This window comes from Hoeflea algicola (assembly GCF_026619415.1).
GTDB lineage: Bacteria > Pseudomonadota > Alphaproteobacteria > Rhizobiales > Rhizobiaceae > Hoeflea > Hoeflea algicola.
In genome coordinates, this window is the sequence record NZ_JAOVZR010000001.1 from 4,294,180 (window position 1) to 4,310,219 (window position 16,040).

Here is a 16,040-nt window from a genome sequence, read left to right on the forward strand (position 1 = left end):
ATGGCACACGAAGGGGAGGGGATAGCGACTTCGCCGGAAGCGGTGATGTCCCGTCTGGCTCAATCGCACTATCTGGCCGATGAAGAACTAGCAACAGCGATTTTCCTGGCGCTTCGGCTGGGCAAGCCGCTGTTGCTGGAAGGAGCGCCCGGCGTCGGCAAGACCGAAGCCGCAAAGGCTGTTGCCGAGGTTTTGGGGCGCGAACTGGTGCGGCTGCAATGCTATGAGGGCATTGATGCCGCGCACGCGCTCTATGAATGGAACTATCAGCGGCAATTGCTGGCCATCCGGCAGGCAGGCGAAGCCGAGACCGACATCTATGGCGACCGGTTCCTGATCGCCCGTCCGTTGTTGCAGGTCTTGCAGGCGCCCGATCAACGGGTTCTGCTGGTTGATGAGATCGACCGCTCAGACCATGAATTTGAAGCCCTGCTGCTCGAATTTCTGTCCGATTTTCAGATCTCCATTCCCGAACGCGGCACCCTGTGTGCAAAGACCCGGCCACTGGTGGTGCTGACCTCCAACCGCACCCGCGAATTGGCCGAGGCGTTGCGCCGCCGCTGTGTCTATCACTGGATCGGCTATCCCGACGCCGAACGCGAGGCGGCGATCATCATGGCGCGCTCGGGCGATGTGGCACGCGAGACAGCCAAGGCGGTTGCCGACGCGGTGCGCGACATCCGCGCGCGGCCGCTGGCCAAACCTCCGGGCATCGCCGAGGCCATCGAGTGGGCCAATGCGGCCACCATTCTGGAAAAAGGTGGAAGTCCCTGGCCCGAGGCGTTCCGCCGGGCGATTGGCGTCCTGATCAAGGACGAAGAGGACATTCACTACATCGAGCCCGAAATGCGTCACATCATTGAGGCGGCAATGTCATGAACAAGTTTCTGGTCTGCGACACGGCTGAAACACCACGCGAACTGCCGCGCGGTTCAGCCCCGTTTTTTGGTTTTGCCCGCTTGTTGCGGCGCTTCGGCTTCGCGATCGCGCCGGAACAGGCGATCGCCTTCATGCAGGCGGTAAGCCTGCTCGGGCCTCGCTCGATGGATGATGTCCGCCGCTCGGCGGTCGCCACATTCGCGCCGGCGCCTGAACGACGCGTCGAGTTTGATGCCCTGTTTGAAAGCTGGTTTTGCGGCGACACCGGCATGCTCTCGCCGGGAGATCAGCAGGACGAGGAAGAGACTGAAATCAAGGACGACAATGCGACCGCCGAAGAACAGATCATCACCATACAGGATGCAAAGGGTGGCGAACTGACCTCGGGCGCCGAACAGCTCAACACCCGCACGTTCCCCAGCGACGATCTTCGGCTTGATAAACTTGAACGTCGGATCGGCGCGGCGCTGCCCTGGCGACGGTCGTTTCGCACGGTGCGGACCTCGACCGGCAGCAATCTCGATCTGCGCCGCTCCATGCGCAAGATACTCTCGGCCGATGGCGACATTCCGTCACCGCGCCTGCGCCGCCGGCAGACCGTGCCGCGGCGGCTGTTGATGTTGATCGACGTTTCCGGATCGATGAAGCTTTACACCGACGATTACCTCAAGCTTGCCCATGCTGCGGTGCAGGGCACCGGTGGGGCCGAAGTGTTCTGCTTCGGCACCAGATTGACCCGGCTGACCCCGGCATTGCGGATCAAGAACCGGGACCAGGCACTGGCGCGCGCCGGCGCGCTTGTCGAAGACTGGGATGGCGGCACCCGCATCGGTCGGACGTTGCTCGCGTTTCTTTCGGTGCCGCGGTTTTCGGCATTTGCCAGAGGCGCGGTGGTGGTGATCCTGTCCGACGCGCTCGAGCGTGGTGACTCCACCGAGATGGAAACTGCCTTTCGTCGGTTCGCTGGCGCCGCGCATCGTCTGTCCCTGGCAACGCCACTAGCCGGTGATCCGCGCTTTCGTCCGGAGACTGCAGCCTTGCGGGCGATTATGCCAATGCTGGATGACCTCGTCGACGGTTCATCGATCGCCGGTCTCTCGGAATTTATTCTGTCATTGGGGCGGTCCGCTCCGGATATTGAACCCATGTCGGGGAGGGGCTCATGACGCTCGGAATTATTGACTCTCATTTTCACATCTGGCGCCAGCAGGATCTGCCATGGCTGATGGGCCCGATGGTGCCGCGCATTTTTGGCCCGTATGACCCTATCCGCCGTGATTATCCGATCGAGGAATTTTTGGCCGACCAGCAGCCGTCAGGTGTTGAAAAGGCGGTCTATGTGCAGACCAATTGGGCCAAGGAGCATTTCGAAGACGAAGTGGCCTGGGTGCAGGCAACCGCCGACCGCACCGGCTGGCCGCACGCGATTGTTGGCTACGCCGACATGGCGGTCGGGGATGTGCGGCCGCAACTCGACCGGCTGAAGAAATACCCGTTGCTGCGCGGTGTGCGCATGCAATTGCACTGGCACGAAGAACCCGACTACCGGTTTGCGCCGTCGGCCAAACAGGTGCTTGATGCGAATGTGCGCGCCAATGTGGCGCGGTTGAAAGACTATGGCCTGTCGTTCGATCTGCAGCTGTTTCCCGCCCAGATGGAGGACGGAGCGGCACTGGTGGCAGAGAACCCGGAAACACAGTTCATCCTCACTCATACCGGCATGCTGACCGGAATGGAGCCCGAAACCCAGGCGGCCTGGCGTGAGGGCTTGGGCAAACTCGCGCCCTATCGCAACCTGAGCGCAAAACTGTCGGGTCTCGGCACATTCCTGCACCGCAACGATCCGGCCATGATCGACTATGTTGTCTCCAACGCTGTCGATATCCTCGGCAGCGACCGGTTGATGTTCGGCTCCAATTTCCCGATCGAAAAGCTCTGGACCGATCACCTGACCATGGTGACGTCCTATCGCGATGCGGCCGGAAAACTCGATGAGGCTACCCAGGCCGACATTTTCCGCAACACCGCCGCGCGGGTCTACCGCCTGGATTGAGGTATTGGCGTACGACTGGCCTTTTGGCCGGGCTGGCCGGCCGATTACCATGCAGGGCCGGTCGCCCACAGCCATGTCTGGATGACCCCTCTTTCCATATCCTTTGTGTAATCGGGTCACGGATTGCAGGACTCTACGCCAGCGTAAGGCTCGGCCGAAACTGGTTCACGTATCGTGAATCAGGCACGCTCGGACGGAGACGTTTCCGCTTCGATCATATTCCGGCGGCCCATCCGAGTATCGAAACGGCTTCTCCGCCTGCGGCAGCGGTGCCGAGAACCTGACAAAAGGTATCACGGCACGTCATTTTCCACGCAGTGTTGGCGACAGCGGTGGACCGGATCGTTGCAGCAGTTATACAAGTGAAAAATATCAAATCACTGGAGTGCTGACATGAAGAAACTCGTTCTTACCGGTGCCGCCGGCCGCCTTGGTTCATATTTGCGGGAACCATTGAGCAAGCTTTGCGATGAACTGGTTTCGACAGATCTGGCCGAGGATATTGGCAAGACCTATCCCGGCGAAACCTATGTGAAAGCGAATCTGGAGGATCTCGACGCCATGGTCGCGGTGCTCGAGGGCGCCGACATGGTAGTCCATTTCGGCGCCATTGGCGACGAAGCCCCGTTTGAAACGCTGCTCGGCCCGAACTTCATCGGCGCCTACAACGTCTGGGAGGCAGCCCATCGCAACGGCCTGCGCCGGGTGGTCTACGCCTCCTCGATCCATGCTGTCGGCATGCACAAGAAGACTGATTTTATCGGCATCGACGCACCGCACAAGCCGGATACCTTTTATGGCCTGGCCAAGTGCTTTGCCGAGGATCTGGCGAGCCTTTACTGGGACAAGCGCGGGCTGGAATCGGTCTGCATGCGGATTCTCTCCTGCGCCCAGGTCACAAATCCCCGCGCGGTAGGCACCTGGCTCAGCTACGATGACCTGATCCAACTGGTGGAGCGTGCCATCGATACGCCCGTCACCGGCTTTTCAATTGTCTATGGCGTGTCCAACAACGACCGCGCCCCGGTGGACAATGCCAAGGCCAACCATCTTGGCTATCACCCCAAGGACAATGCCGAACAGTTCGCCAAGGAAATCTATGCTGAAGCCGGTCCGCTCGATCCGCAAGACCCCGGCAACATGCATCACGGTGGCCCGTTCGCAGCGGTTGAACTGGGCAACAGTGGTGTGGCGTTCCTGAATCTCAACGAAGACGACACGGCCAAGAGCTGACCCGCGTGCGAAGCTGATAGGCTGCAGCACCTGGGGACAGCATTCCCCAACAACAGATCGGGGCCCGAAGGCCCCGATCGTAATTCTGTCGGTTCGGCGTCAGCCGACCAGACTTACTGCCAGCTCTTGACCAGTTCGTCGTAGTTGACGGTCAACGGCTGTTCTTTTTCGTTTTCGATCTTGAGCTGCGGAGCGAGGTTGCCCTTCGAGACGGCATCCGCATTCCAGTATTCAAGATCATGCTCTTCGGCGAGCTTCGGACCGATGTCGCCCTGAACGCCGGAGCGTTCGATGCGGGCCATCACCTTTTCCTGCTCTTCGCACAGCGAATCCATGGCTGCCTGGGCAGTCTTGGCGCCCGAAGAAGCGTCACCGATTGCCTGCCACCAGAGCTGAGCCAGCTTCGGATAGTCAGGAACGTTGGTGCCCGTCGGCGACCATTGCACGCGGGCCGGCGAGCGATAGAACTCGATCAGACCGCCGAGCTTCGGAGCACGCTCGGTGAAGCTCTTGTCCTGGATGGTCGATTCGCGCGTCAGCGTCAGACCGACATGGCTCTTCTTCACGTCGACCGTCTTTGACGTCACGAACTGCGCGTAGAGCCATGCGGCCTTGGCGCGATCGTCAGGGGTGGACTTCATCAGCGTCCAGGATCCCACGTCCTGATAGCCGAGTTTCATGCCGTCCTTCCAGTAGACGCCATGGGGGCTCGGAGCGAAGCGCCATTTCGGCGTTCCGTCCTCGTTGACGACAGGCAGGCCTTCCTTGACCATGTCAGCGGTAAACGCGGTGTACATGAACATCTGCTGGGCAATCTCTCCCTGGGCCGGAACCGGACCCGATTCAGAGAAGGTCATGCCTTCCGCCGCTGCTGGCGCATAGGCCTTGATCCAGTCGAGATATTTCTGGATCGAGTAGACTGCTGCGGGGCCGTTGGTGTCACCACCGCGTGCAACGCAAGAACCTACCGGACGGGAGTTCTCGTCAACCTTGATCCCCCATTCATCAACCGGCAGGCCGTTCGGCAGGCCCTTGTCGCCGTTGCCGGCCATCGACAGCCAGGCATCGGTGAAGCGCCAGCCGAGCGACGGGTCCTTCTTGCCGTAGTCCATGTGGCCATAGACTTTCTTGCCATCGATTTCGCGGCCGGTGAAGAATTCGGCAATGTCCTCATAAGCCGACCAGTTCACCGGCACGCCGAGGTCGTAGCCATACTTCGCTTTGAAGTCTGCCTTGTTCTTCTCGTCGTTGAACCAGTCATACCGGAACCAGTAGAGGTTGGCGAACTGCTGGTCGGGCAGCTGGTAGAGATCGCCGTCCGGCGCAGTGGTGAAGCTCAGCCCGATGAAATCGTCAAGATCGAGCATCGGATTGGTGACATCCTTGCCCTCATTGGCCATCCACTTGGTCAGGCTGCGGGCCTGCTGATAGCGCCAGTGGGTGCCGATCAGGTCGGAGTCATTGACGTAGGCATCGTAGATGTTCTCGCCAGTCTGCATCTGGGTCTGCAGTTTCTCCACCACATCGCCTTCGCCGATGAGGTCATGCGTGACCTTGATGCCGGTGATCGCGGTAAATGCGGCCGCCAGCGTCTTTGATTCATATTCATGCGTGGTCAGCGTTTCGGAGGCGACCTTGATTTCCATGCCGGCAAAAGGCTTTGCGGCATCGACAAACCACTGCATTTCCTTTTCCTGGTCAGCGCGCGAGAGCGTCGACAGATCGCCGATCTCTGCATCGAGGAAGCTCTTGGCCTCGTCCATGCCCGCTTGCGCGGCACCTGCGCTGAACACCAGCGCCATAGCCACTGTTGAAAGTAGAAGATGTTTCCGCATTGCAGTTTCCTCCCGACTTGCGAAAACGGAAACGGCGGTATTGCCGCTTCCGGTATTCAAACCCTAGACCCAGCGGAACACGCCGATGGCGTAGACCACGGAAAGGGCAAGAGCCCACCAGAGGTTCGGACCAACCAGTCCGAGCCAGGCAAGATTGATGAACGCCGAACCCAGCAGCGAGACGAACAGACGGTCACCCCGCGTTGTTTCAAAGCGCAGGATTCCGACCCGCGGCGAGCCGCCGGGCACATAATGCTCCCACACGCCCATGCCGACGAGCAGCATAAAGATGACGATGAAGAAGGTTGCCGTTGGCCCGGTCCAGGCCATCCAGGAAAGATCCATAGCGTAGCCTCCTCAGACCCGGCCCAGGGCAAAGCCCTTGGCGATGTAGTTGCGGACAAACCAGATCACCAGCGCGCCCGGAATGATGGTCAGCACACCGGCTGCGGCCAAAACTCCCCAGTCCATTCCCGAGGCCGAAACCGTGCGGGTCATGGTGGCTGCGATCGGCTTGGCGTCGGTGACAGTCAGCGTACGGGCGATCAGCAATTCGACCCATGAGAACATGAAGCAGAAGAACGCGGCCACGCCGATCCCGCTCGCAATCAGCGGCATGAAAATCTTGACGAAGAATTTCGGGAACGAGTAGCCGTCGATATAGGCGGTCTCGTCGATTTCCTTGGGCACGCCCGACATGAAGCCTTCTAGGATCCAGATCGCCAGCGGTACGTTGAACAGGCAGTGGGCGATGGCCACGGCGATATGGGTGTCGATCAGCCCGAAGGCGGAATAGAGCTGGAAAAACGGCAACGCGAACACCGCCGGCGGTGCCATCCGGTTGGTCAAAAGCCAGAAGAACAGGTGTTTGTCGCCCAGGAATCGGTAGCGTGAAAACGCATAGGCTGCCGGAAGCGCGACCGCCACTGAGATCACCATGTTCATCACCACATAGATGATCGAGTTGATGTAGCCATTGTACCAGGCCGGATCGGTGAAGATGACGGTGTAATTGGCAATCGTCGGATTGCGCGGCCACAGCGAGAACGCGCCGAGGATCTCGGTGTTGGTCTTGAAGCTCATGTTCATGAGCCAGTAGATCGGCAACATCAGAAGGAAGATGTAGATCACCGGGACCAGGAAGGAGAAGCGCGCGATCGCGTTGGAGCGCCGTGTCCGCCGCGCCATTGCAGCCGTGGCGTCGTCGGTCGTCAGTGAGGTGGGGGCGGTGTTTTCGGTATGGCTCATAGTGCGCTTTCCCTCAGCCCTTGGCATCGTTGGTGATCATCACGGTGTAGAAAACCCATGACAACAACAGGATGATGAGGAAGTAGATCAGCGACATCGCCGCCGCCGGTCCGACGTCGAACTGGCCGATCGCGGTCTTGACCAGATCGATCGACAGGAAGGTGGTGGAGTTGCCGGGGCCGCCGCCGGTGACGACAAACGGCTCGGTGTAGATCATGAATGAGTCCATGAATCTCAGCAGCACGGCGATCAGCAGCACCCGGTTCATCTTCGGCAGCTGGATATAGCGGAACACCGACCAGCGCGAGGCGCCGTCGATCTTGGCGGCCTGGTAATAAGCATCCGGGATCGACACCAGACCGGCATAGCACAACAGCACCACCAGGCTGGTCCAGTGCCAGACATCCATGGTGATGACAGTCACCCAGGCGTCGAACGGGTCGTTGACGTAATTGTAGTCAAAGCCCATCGCGTTGAGCGTGTAACCGAGCAGGCCGATGTCGATGCGTCCGAACACCTGCCAGATGGTGCCGACCACGTTCCACGGAATCAGCAGCGGCAGCGACATGAAAACCAGGCAGAACGGCACGCCCAGCCCCTTGCGTGGCATGTTAAGCGCAATGAAAATGCCGAGCGGTACTTCGATCAACAAAATAATGCCGGAGAACGCGAGGTTGCGCAAAAGCGCGTCGTGAAAGCGGTCCGATGAAAGCACATCGGAAAACCAGGAGGTGCCGGCCCAGAAGAACTGGTTATTGCCGAACGTGTCCTGCACCGAATAATTGACCACCGTCATCAGTGGGATCACGGCCGAGAATGCCACCAGCAAGAGCATCGGCAGCACCATGAACCAGGCCTTGTTGTTCCAGGGCTTATCCATCTCAGCCTCCCAGCTTTACGCGCCAGTCGTCGGCGTAAATGTTGATACCAGTGGAATCGAAGGTGACGTGCGGATCGGCGGGCACGGACGAATTCTCGTCAAGCACGATGGCCAGTTCATGGCCCTCGATCATGGCGCGGACGATCTTGTGCCGCCCGATGTCCTCGATCGCGCGGACGCTGACTGGCATGCCAGTGGCGCCGAGGCGTATATATTCGGGCCGGATGCCGAGCTCGGTGCGCTTGCCGTCTGTCCGGCTTGCAGCCCCCGGCAGCACAATTGATTGCTCGCCCAGTTGGGCCCGCGCGCCATCGAGTGCGACCGGCAGCACATTCATGCCCGGCGAGCCGATGAAGTAGCCGACAAAGGTGTGGCTCGGGCGTTCGAACAATTCCTGCGGCGTGCCGATCTGGACTATTTCGCCGCCATACATCACCACCACCTTGTCGGCGAAGGTCAGTGCCTCGGTCTGATCGTGTGTGACATAGACCATGGTGTGGCCGAAGCGGCGATGCAACAGTTTGAGCTGCGAGCGCAATTGCCATTTCATATGCGGATCGATCACCGTCAGCGGCTCGTCAAACAGGATGGCGTTGACATCGGCGCGCACCAGGCCGCGACCGAGCGAGATCTTCTGCTTGAGATCTGCCGTCAGGCCGCGGGCCTTCCGATTGGCGATGTCGACAAGATCGATCATCTCCAGCACTTCAGACACGCGGGCCTGGACATCGGCTTCGGCCATGCCGCGATTCCTGAGCGGAAAGGCCAGATTGTCGGCCACACTCATGGTGTCGTAGACGACAGGGAACTGGAATACCTGGGCGATGTTGCGTTCTTCCGGCTGCAGCCCGGTGACGTCCTTGCCATCAAACAGGATCTTGCCTTCGGACGGTGTCAGCAGCCCCGAAATGATGTTGAGCAGCGTGGTCTTGCCGCAGCCCGAGGGCCCGAGCAAAGCGTAGGCCCCGCCATCATCCCAGGAGTGATGCACCTCACGCAGGGCATAGTCTTCGTCGCGGGACGGATTTGCCATGTAGGCATGGCGGATATGGTCGAGGTCGATGCGAGCCATGGTTTTTCCTCATGCCCCTGACGGTTGGGCGCGAACCGTGCGTCCGTCGCGATCGAACACCAGCAGGTATCGCGTGTCGAGGTGCATTTCCAGCATCGTGCCGGCTTCAATGTCGTGAATGCCCTTGACCAGCATCACCCATCGCCTGCCTTCGTGAATGAGATGGATATAGCTTTCCGACCCGGTGATTTCGGTAACCCGCACCTCGGCCGAAAGCGGCGTCGTGCCGGCTTCGGCCGTAAGTGACAGATTGTGCGGGCGGAAGCCCAAAGTGCAGGGGCCGTCGGCAAGGTGAGAAAGCGCTGCAGGAACAGGGATGTCGCGCACGCCCGGCTTGACGAACTTGCCCTGCCTTTTCTCCATCGGCAGAAGGTTCATCGGCGGATCGGAAAAAGTCTGCGCGGTCACCATATCGACGGGGTTGCGGAACACCTCGACCGTGGAGCCGACCTGGGTGATCCGGCCTTCGCTGAGCGTTGCCGTGTTGCCGCCCAAAAGCAGCGCCTCTGACGGCTCGGTCGTGGCATAAACGAAAATGGCGCCCGATTCCGAAAAGATCTTCGGCAGTTCGGCGCGCAATTCCTCGCGCAATTTGTAATCGAGATTGGCCAGCGGCTCGTCGAGCAGCACCAGCCCGGCCTTCTTGACGATGGCGCGTGCCAGCGCGGTGCGCTGCTGCTGTCCGCCCGACAGGTTGAGCGGTGTGCGCTGCAGGTAGGGCCCGAGCCGCAACAACTCGGCGGCACGGTCGACTTCGCGCTCGATCGTTGCCTTGTCGGCGCCGGAAATCCTGAGCGGCGAGGCGATGTTCTCATACACCGTCATGGCCGGGTAATTGATGAATTGCTGGTAGACCATCGCGACATTGCGCTTTTGCACAGCCAGGCCGGTCACATCCTGGCCATCGCTCAAAACCCGTCCGCGCGTCGGACGGTCGAGGCCCGCCATGATCCGCATCAGGCTGGTCTTGCCCGACAAGGTCGGTCCCAAGAGCACGTTCAGCGTACCGCTATCGAGCCGCAGCGACACATCGGTGACGTGTGCTTCCCCGTTGGAAACCTTGGAGACTTTGTCCAATTCCAGCATATAGAAGAAGCCCTCCCAAGCCTTGCCTCCCAGGTGCGGATCGGTCGCGCCATCAAGGTCGCTACCGGTGCTCGCCGCAGGTGAGCTTACTCCCTGCACTCCCTATTTGATTGAGGATAAAAGGAACCTTAACCGAATGTCAAACGAAAATAAGTGAAACCTGAGCCGGCTTTGAACAACGCCGGATCTGTTGGCTTCTGCTCCTATCCAAAAACAATGCGCCTGCAGCCTCAGGATGTGGTGTAATCGGGGCAGATGCAATCCCGCAACGGTGCTGGTGATCTCTCGCCTCGCGCCTTTTTTGCTCAGGGTGCCGCGGCATTTTCGCAAACCCATACTGGAAAAATATGCGCCTCAATTTTTGAAGCACCTGGCGGCGATGTGAAGCCCGGAAATCTGGACGTCGGGCAACAATGCGCCGGCGTGTGCCGGCTTTTGCATAAGTGTTGCGGAAATTTTCCAATTTGCTCGGATCGATAAAAGGCTGAACCGTTATCCAGTCGGCGTACGGCGCATGGAACTGCTGGCAGGTCGCCGTGTTGCAGCAGTCTTCGGTTGCGAGAACAGTTGCTGAATTGAGCGATCAATAAGACGGCGGAGAAATCGCGCTGATGACCTCGGCGGTAGTCTTGCCGACATTGCGGAAGCGATGTAATTCGCGACTGTCAAAATAGTAACCGTCACCCTTGTGCAGCACCCGGCACTGATTTCCCACCGTCAGCTCGATTGCGCCCGAGACAACGCAGCCCGCCTCCTGAGCGACATGTGACAGGAGTTCGCCGCTATCGGCTCCGACCGCATAGGTTTCTCTGAGGAACTGGAAGGCGCGATAGGGATGATTAAGCCCGATCAGGCGATAGGAAATCGTCTCGGGGTTGCCGATCTCGGGTGTGTCATCGGCGGGATAGAACGGGCTGCCGCTGCCTTCGGTCAAACCTCCGAGAAATTCCGACAAGCGGCTGCCGAGCGCATCGAGCACCGCTTGCAGTGTATCAACGGTGGGGCTGATGCGATCTCGCTCGATCAGCGAGATCGTGGTGTGCGAGATGCCCGAGCGTTGAGCGAGGTCGCGCATGCTCAGGTGGCGCCGCAGCCGAAGCGCCTTCAAATTGGTTCCGATTTTGGCCATTATACTATCCAGAAGATGCGTACTATGGGGGTAGTGCTATCACTGGTAGCCATCGGCTGTAAAGTATATGCAACACCAAGGGGGCAGAGGGTTCCTTCCCCTCTCTGATCAAAATATACAATGAACGGAAGAGGAGGTAGGTGCATGTTTTGCAGCACTGCCTAATGGTTCCTCCTTGATCTGTTTCAATCACGTAATGGGAGGCGAGGATGATCGTCAGACAGAAACAAACCGTACGCCGCACGCTTTTGGCAATGGGCGTCGCCGGGCTTTCGCTCGTGCCGGCAGCAGCCAACGCCGCCGAGATTTCCCTCCAGATCGGGACGATCGAATCCCCGACCGGAGCCAACTCTTTGGGCTGGCAAGCGTTCGAGCAGTATGTCGAGGCCGCCAGTGGTGGCGATATTGATGTCGAACTGCTGCACTCCGGCCAGTTGGGCGACACCGAAAAGCTGCTCGAGGGCGCGATGATCGGCATCAACAAGATGGTGCAGGGCGACGAGACCCTGACAGGTGCCTATGCTCCGATGATGACCTGGTTCACGCCCTATCTGTTTGCCGACGAAGTGGTAATGAAGGAATTCTTCGCCAGCGAAACTTTCGCCGAGATAAACGAGGCAATGGCAGCCGACCTGGGAGTTCGGGCCCTGGCCGCGTCACCCTACGGCTTTTACAATTTCATCAACAAGACCCGTCCGGTGGAAAGCCTGGAAGACCTCGCTGGTCTCAAGCTGCGCACGTTGCCCAGCAGCGAGATGACGATCCGTGCCTGGGAAGGCTTGGGTGCATCGGCGACCCCGGTATCCTGGGGTGAAATTTATACCTCGATTCAGACCGGCGTGATCAACGGGCTCGGACATACGATCGGCATCATGGTCGACCAGAAATATTATGAGGTTGCCAAGAATGTAACGCTGGATAACAGCTTCGGCGTTGTCAATTTCTACCTCGTCAACGAGGCATTCTGGCAGGGACTCGACGACCAGCAGCGCGCCACCCTGAAGCGCGGCGCACAGATCGGCGCGGCGACCGAGTTCGGTGTTGCAGCCTACCGTAACCGTGTCGAGGGGCTGCAGACTCTGGAAGAGAACGGCGTTGATATCCGTCCGATTTCCGATGTCGAGCGCGAACGGCTGCGTGAAGCAGCGCAGGAAAGTGTTCTGCCGTGGCTGAAGGAACAGGTCGATCCGGCGCTGGTTGAAAAGGTCTTTGCCGAGGTCAAGGCGATCGAAGCTCGACTGAACCGCTGAGCCAATGCATGGCGCGTTCAGATTGGTTGATCTGAACGACAACGCACATGCATTCATTCAAGCTGTTGCAGCGTCCCTTGCGCATCCTGCTGGATGTGTGGGTTAGTCTTGACGGAGCCGGCCCAGTGCCGGCTTCGCCATTCCCAAGAGACACGACAGGAGATCTGGATGCGGTCTGCATTTGCCCTTTTTGATACAGCCCTGCGCTTTGCCATAGGCCTCTCAATAGCAGGCATCATGCTGGCGATCTGTCTTCAGGTTGTCGCGCGCGGCACCATTGGCGCGCTGCCATGGCCCGAAGAACTGAGCGTGATCCTCATGATCTGGGGGCTGCTCCTGGCCGCCGCCTATGTTCTCAATGAACGTGGTCACGTCGGGATCACCTATTTTGTCGAGCGCCTGGGGCCGAAAACGGGTGCCCTGTTGGTCGCGGCGATGCATCTTCTGATCATTTTGTTTGCGGCAGCCGTCATCTATGGCTCGATTGACAAGCTCGGCTCCGTCGCGCGGTTGCGTACCGGAGCACTTGGCATCAGCCGGGCCGTTCCCAACCTGGCCATCCCGGTAGCTTGCGCGCTTTATATTGTCGTCTCGATCCGGATCATCCTTGAATCCTTTGAGCAGTGGCGGAACCCGGGATGACCATTCTAGCACTTGCCGTAACCTTCGTGGTTCTCACCGTTCTGGGAATGCCGATTGCCTTCGTGATTGGCTCCGCGTGTCTTGTCGCACTGCTGATCAGCGGTCAAAGCCTGACCCTGCTGTCGCATTTCATGTATATCGGGGTGGACTCCTTCGTACTGGTCGCAGTGCCGATGTTCGTGCTGACCGGCGAGATCATGCTGAAGGGGCGGATGACCGGCGCTCTGACCGATTTTGCCGATGTCATCGTCGGCCGCATCCGCGGCGGCATGGGCCACACCAATATCGCCGCCAGCGTCTTCTTTGCCGGCATAACCGGCTCAGCCTCGGCGGATACCACTGCGCTCGGTTCGGTGCTGATCCCGACCATGGCGGAAAAAGGCTACAGCCGCGCTTACGCGACCGCGGTGACGATTGCCTCTTCGGTGATCGGTCCGATCATCCCGCCGAGCCTGACTTTCGTGATCTACGCGATGGCGGTAGGTGGTGTTTCGGTTGGCGAGCTGTTTCTCGCCGGGATCATTCCCGGCGTGCTCGTGGCCATTGCCCTGATGGTAATGAACTACCGGATTTCGCTGGCCCGGAACTATGAAAAGCGGACAGAGCGTTATTCGGTCGGATTCGTCCTGACCACGGTGCGCCGCAGTCTGCTGGTGCTGGTGATGCCGGTACTGATCGTGGTCGGAGTGCTCAGCGGTGATTTCACCGCTACCGAAGCCGCCGCCGTGGCCTCGATCTATGCGCTGGTGATCTGCATGGTGGTGACGCGCACGCTGAAATTTCGCGAGCTGCCGGATGTTTTCTTCAGCACCGCCAAGACCAGCTCGATCATGTTCCTGCTTCTGGCAACCAGTTCGGTGCTGAGCTACATCCTGGCGACGCAGGGCGTGCCGACGATGATCGCCAATTCTTTCCAGGCTGTCACCGACAACAAATACGTCTTCCTGATGCTGATGAATATCTCGCTGTTGATGATCGGTCTGGTGCTGGACCTGTTCCCGGCGATCATCATCTTTGGGCCGATCTTTGCCGGGATCGCTCAGAGCTATGGGGTGGATCCGGTCCAGTTCGGCGTTGTGTTCTGCGTCAATCTGCTGATCGGGCTGAACACGCCGCCGGTAGGATCGGGTCTGTTCCTTGGCGCGGCGGTCGGCAAGGTCCGGCTGGAGGACCTGATCCGAGAGGTGCGACCCTTCATCCTGATGGAAATCGTCGTGCTGCTGATCCTGACATATGTACCCTTCCTGACCACAACGCTTCCGCGCACCGTAATGGGGTTTTTCGGCGGCTGATCGTGGCGGAATTCCCGTATTCCCAACAACATGGACTGATATAATGACAGTACAGACTGAGTTTCCAGGCGTCTCTTTCGTCAAGCACCCCACGCGCAGCGCCGTGTCTGACAACGCTCCGGTCGAAACGCTGGTGGCCGAAATTCTGGCTGCGGTGCGCACCAAGGGCGATGCAGCAGTACGGGAATACTCGCGCAAATTCGACAAGGCTGATCTGGACGCGTTCGAGGTCACCCAGGCCGAGCGTGAGGCAGCCCTTGCCGCGCTTGAACCGCAGAGCCGCGCTGATACCGAATTTGCGATCGCCAATGTTCGCGCCTTTGCCGAGGCACAGCTTGGGACAATGAAACCGCTGGAGGTCGAACTGCTGGCCGGCGTGCATATGGGCCATCGCGTGATCCCGATCGACCGGGTCGGCTGCTATGTGCCCGGCGGGCGCTATCCGCTGTTATCGGCACCGGTGATGACCATCGTCCCGGCCAAGGTTGCAGGCGTTGGTGAAGTTGTGGCGTGTCTGCCGCCAAACGCGCATCCGGCAATGATTGCCGGCTGTCATCTGTCGGGCGCCGACCGGATCTTCAAGATCGGTGGCGCGCAGGCAATCGCGGCAATGGCCTACGGCACTGAAACCGTGCCCAATGTCGACAAGATCGTCGGCCCCGGCAATGCCTTCGTCAACGAAGCCAAGCGTCAGGTCTTTGGCCCGATCGGCATCGACCAGCTAGCTGGCCCCTCGGAGATCTATACCCTTGCCGATGAAACCGGCGATGCGGAGATGATTGCCACCGACCTGCTGGCGCAGGCCGAGCATGACGTGCGTACACGGGTCGGCCTGATAACCACCCATGAGCCGCTGGCGCGTGCGGTGCTTGCCGAAGTCGAACGGCAGCTGGTCGATTTGTCCACCGCCGAGACCGCAGGTGCGGCATGGCGGGATTACGGCGAAATCGCCCTGTGTGCCGATGAAGCGGCGATGATTGCCTATTCCGACCACATCGCGGCCGAGCATCTGCAGGTCCATACCGCCGATGCCAAGGGTTTGGCGCTGAAGCTGCGCAATTACGGGTCGCTGTTCATCGGTGAGCTGGCCTCTGTTGTCTATTCTGACAAATGCTCGGGCACCAACCACACACTGCCGACCATGGCGGCAGGTCGTTATACCGGCGGGCTGTGGGTTGGTACTTATGTGAAGATCGCTACCCATCAATGGCTGACCGCTGAAGGCGTTAAGCAGGTTGCGCCTCCGGCCGTACGTCAAAGTGCCAATGAAGGATTGGAGGGCCACCGTCGTGCCGCCCAGTTGCGGCTCGACCGGCTGCAGGCGCAGGGAAAGTAAATTTCGAGCAAGGAGCGCCATGCGCCCTGCCGCTAAGGATCAAGACCCGCGTGCCACGGCGCGCGGGTTTTTTGTGCGCCGCAGCGTCTAAGGGCAAACTGGAGG

At 59.6% G+C, this 16,040-nt stretch carries 15 protein-coding genes; 8 read left to right on the plus strand and 7 right to left on the minus strand.

Going from position 1 to position 16,040, the window contains the following annotated elements; all coding sequences use genetic code 11:
- From OEG84_RS20915 to OEG84_RS20930, 4 genes are all read left to right on the plus strand, one after another.
- Complete coding sequence (locus tag OEG84_RS20915; RefSeq protein WP_267655535.1) at positions 1 to 879, plus strand: AAA family ATPase; 879 nt, start codon at positions 1 to 3, stop codon at positions 877 to 879.
- Positions 876 to 2,045, plus strand: coding sequence for a vWA domain-containing protein (locus OEG84_RS20920; RefSeq protein ID WP_267655536.1), 1,170 nt, complete (start codon positions 876 to 878; stop codon positions 2,043 to 2,045). The genes OEG84_RS20915 and OEG84_RS20920 overlap by 4 nt, the downstream gene beginning before the upstream one ends.
- Entirely contained in the window at positions 2,042 to 2,932 is an 891-nt protein-coding gene (locus tag OEG84_RS20925) for an amidohydrolase family protein (RefSeq protein ID WP_267655537.1), read from the plus strand. The genes OEG84_RS20920 and OEG84_RS20925 overlap by 4 nt, the downstream gene beginning before the upstream one ends.
- Positions 2,933 to 3,325: 393 nt before the next feature.
- Positions 3,326 to 4,165, plus strand: coding sequence for an NAD-dependent epimerase/dehydratase family protein (locus OEG84_RS20930; protein WP_267655538.1), 840 nt, complete (start codon positions 3,326 to 3,328; stop codon positions 4,163 to 4,165).
- Between the two features lie 113 nt (positions 4,166 to 4,278).
- Here OEG84_RS20930 and OEG84_RS20935 read toward each other — a convergent pair whose 3' ends face one another.
- The 7 genes from OEG84_RS20935 to OEG84_RS20965 all read right to left on the minus strand — a co-directional run bounded on the left by OEG84_RS20935 (position 4,279) and on the right by OEG84_RS20965 (position 11,415).
- Complete coding sequence (locus tag OEG84_RS20935; RefSeq protein WP_267655539.1) at positions 4,279 to 6,000, minus strand: ABC transporter substrate-binding protein; 1,722 nt, start codon at positions 5,998 to 6,000, stop codon at positions 4,279 to 4,281.
- Positions 6,001 to 6,063: 63 nt separating this feature from the next.
- Positions 6,064 to 6,345: a DUF2160 domain-containing protein gene (locus OEG84_RS20940; RefSeq protein WP_267655540.1), complete on the minus strand. Its 282-nt coding sequence runs from the start codon at positions 6,343 to 6,345 to the stop codon at positions 6,064 to 6,066.
- 12 nt (positions 6,346 to 6,357) lie between these two features.
- Positions 6,358 to 7,188 (minus strand): carbohydrate ABC transporter permease, encoded by an 831-nt coding sequence (locus OEG84_RS20945; protein ID WP_267656274.1) that lies wholly within the window; start codon positions 7,186 to 7,188, stop codon positions 6,358 to 6,360.
- 73 nt (positions 7,189 to 7,261) lie between these two features.
- Positions 7,262 to 8,128 (minus strand): carbohydrate ABC transporter permease, encoded by an 867-nt coding sequence (locus tag OEG84_RS20950; RefSeq protein WP_267655541.1) that lies wholly within the window; start codon positions 8,126 to 8,128, stop codon positions 7,262 to 7,264.
- 1 nt (position 8,129) lies between these two features.
- Positions 8,130 to 9,200, minus strand: coding sequence for an ABC transporter ATP-binding protein (locus tag OEG84_RS20955; RefSeq protein ID WP_267655542.1), 1,071 nt, complete (start codon positions 9,198 to 9,200; stop codon positions 8,130 to 8,132).
- A 9-nt stretch (positions 9,201 to 9,209) separates the two neighbouring features.
- A complete protein-coding gene (locus OEG84_RS20960) occupies positions 9,210 to 10,286 on the minus strand; it encodes an ABC transporter ATP-binding protein (RefSeq protein ID WP_267656275.1) in 1,077 nt (358 codons plus the stop codon).
- 583 nt (positions 10,287 to 10,869) lie between these two features.
- Positions 10,870 to 11,415, minus strand: a complete 546-nt coding sequence (locus OEG84_RS20965; protein ID WP_267655543.1) for a helix-turn-helix domain-containing protein — start codon at positions 11,413 to 11,415, stop codon at positions 10,870 to 10,872.
- A 209-nt stretch (positions 11,416 to 11,624) separates the two neighbouring features.
- Between OEG84_RS20965 and OEG84_RS20970 the strand changes: the two genes are divergently transcribed.
- The 4 genes from OEG84_RS20970 to hisD all read left to right on the plus strand — a co-directional run bounded on the left by OEG84_RS20970 (position 11,625) and on the right by hisD (position 15,935).
- Positions 11,625 to 12,665: a TRAP transporter substrate-binding protein gene (locus OEG84_RS20970; protein ID WP_267655544.1), complete on the plus strand. Its 1,041-nt coding sequence runs from the start codon at positions 11,625 to 11,627 to the stop codon at positions 12,663 to 12,665.
- Positions 12,666 to 12,833: 168 nt separating this feature from the next.
- Entirely contained in the window at positions 12,834 to 13,307 is a 474-nt protein-coding gene (locus OEG84_RS20975; RefSeq protein ID WP_267655545.1) for a TRAP transporter small permease, read from the plus strand.
- Positions 13,304 to 14,599 carry a TRAP transporter large permease gene (locus OEG84_RS20980; protein ID WP_267655546.1) on the plus strand — a complete coding sequence of 432 codons (1,296 nt, stop codon included), beginning with the start codon at positions 13,304 to 13,306 and terminating at the stop codon, positions 14,597 to 14,599. Before OEG84_RS20975 ends, OEG84_RS20980 begins: the two co-directional genes overlap by 4 nt.
- A 43-nt stretch (positions 14,600 to 14,642) precedes the next feature.
- Complete coding sequence (gene hisD, locus OEG84_RS20985; RefSeq protein WP_267655548.1) at positions 14,643 to 15,935, plus strand: histidinol dehydrogenase; 1,293 nt, start codon at positions 14,643 to 14,645, stop codon at positions 15,933 to 15,935.
- Positions 15,936 to 16,040 lie beyond the last annotated feature (105 nt).

What these genes read in the sequence shown, in the direction of transcription:
- OEG84_RS20915 (WP_267655535.1), top strand. Translation starts at nt 1, where the DNA reads ATGGCACACGAAGGGGAGGGGATAGCGACTTCGCCGGAAGCGGTGATG.
- OEG84_RS20920 (WP_267655536.1), top strand. Translation starts at nt 876, where the DNA reads ATGAACAAGTTTCTGGTCTGCGACACGGCTGAAACACCACGCGAACTG.
- OEG84_RS20925 (WP_267655537.1), top strand. Translation starts at nt 2,042, where the DNA reads ATGACGCTCGGAATTATTGACTCTCATTTTCACATCTGGCGCCAGCAG.
- OEG84_RS20930 (WP_267655538.1), top strand. Translation starts at nt 3,326, where the DNA reads ATGAAGAAACTCGTTCTTACCGGTGCCGCCGGCCGCCTTGGTTCATAT.
- OEG84_RS20935 (WP_267655539.1), bottom strand. Translation starts at nt 6,000, where the DNA reads ATGCGGAAACATCTTCTACTTTCAACAGTGGCTATGGCGCTGGTGTTC.
- OEG84_RS20940 (WP_267655540.1), bottom strand. Translation starts at nt 6,345, where the DNA reads ATGGATCTTTCCTGGATGGCCTGGACCGGGCCAACGGCAACCTTCTTC.
- OEG84_RS20945 (WP_267656274.1), bottom strand. Translation starts at nt 7,188, where the DNA reads ATGGCGCGGCGGACACGGCGCTCCAACGCGATCGCGCGCTTCTCCTTC.
- OEG84_RS20950 (WP_267655541.1), bottom strand. Translation starts at nt 8,128, where the DNA reads ATGGATAAGCCCTGGAACAACAAGGCCTGGTTCATGGTGCTGCCGATG.
- OEG84_RS20955 (WP_267655542.1), bottom strand. Translation starts at nt 9,200, where the DNA reads ATGGCTCGCATCGACCTCGACCATATCCGCCATGCCTACATGGCAAAT.
- OEG84_RS20960 (WP_267656275.1), bottom strand. Translation starts at nt 10,286, where the DNA reads ATGCTGGAATTGGACAAAGTCTCCAAGGTTTCCAACGGGGAAGCACAC.
- OEG84_RS20965 (WP_267655543.1), bottom strand. Translation starts at nt 11,415, where the DNA reads ATGGCCAAAATCGGAACCAATTTGAAGGCGCTTCGGCTGCGGCGCCAC.
- OEG84_RS20970 (WP_267655544.1), top strand. Translation starts at nt 11,625, where the DNA reads ATGATCGTCAGACAGAAACAAACCGTACGCCGCACGCTTTTGGCAATG.
- OEG84_RS20975 (WP_267655545.1), top strand. Translation starts at nt 12,834, where the DNA reads ATGCGGTCTGCATTTGCCCTTTTTGATACAGCCCTGCGCTTTGCCATA.
- OEG84_RS20980 (WP_267655546.1), top strand. Translation starts at nt 13,304, where the DNA reads ATGACCATTCTAGCACTTGCCGTAACCTTCGTGGTTCTCACCGTTCTG.
- hisD (WP_267655548.1), top strand. Translation starts at nt 14,643, where the DNA reads ATGACAGTACAGACTGAGTTTCCAGGCGTCTCTTTCGTCAAGCACCCC.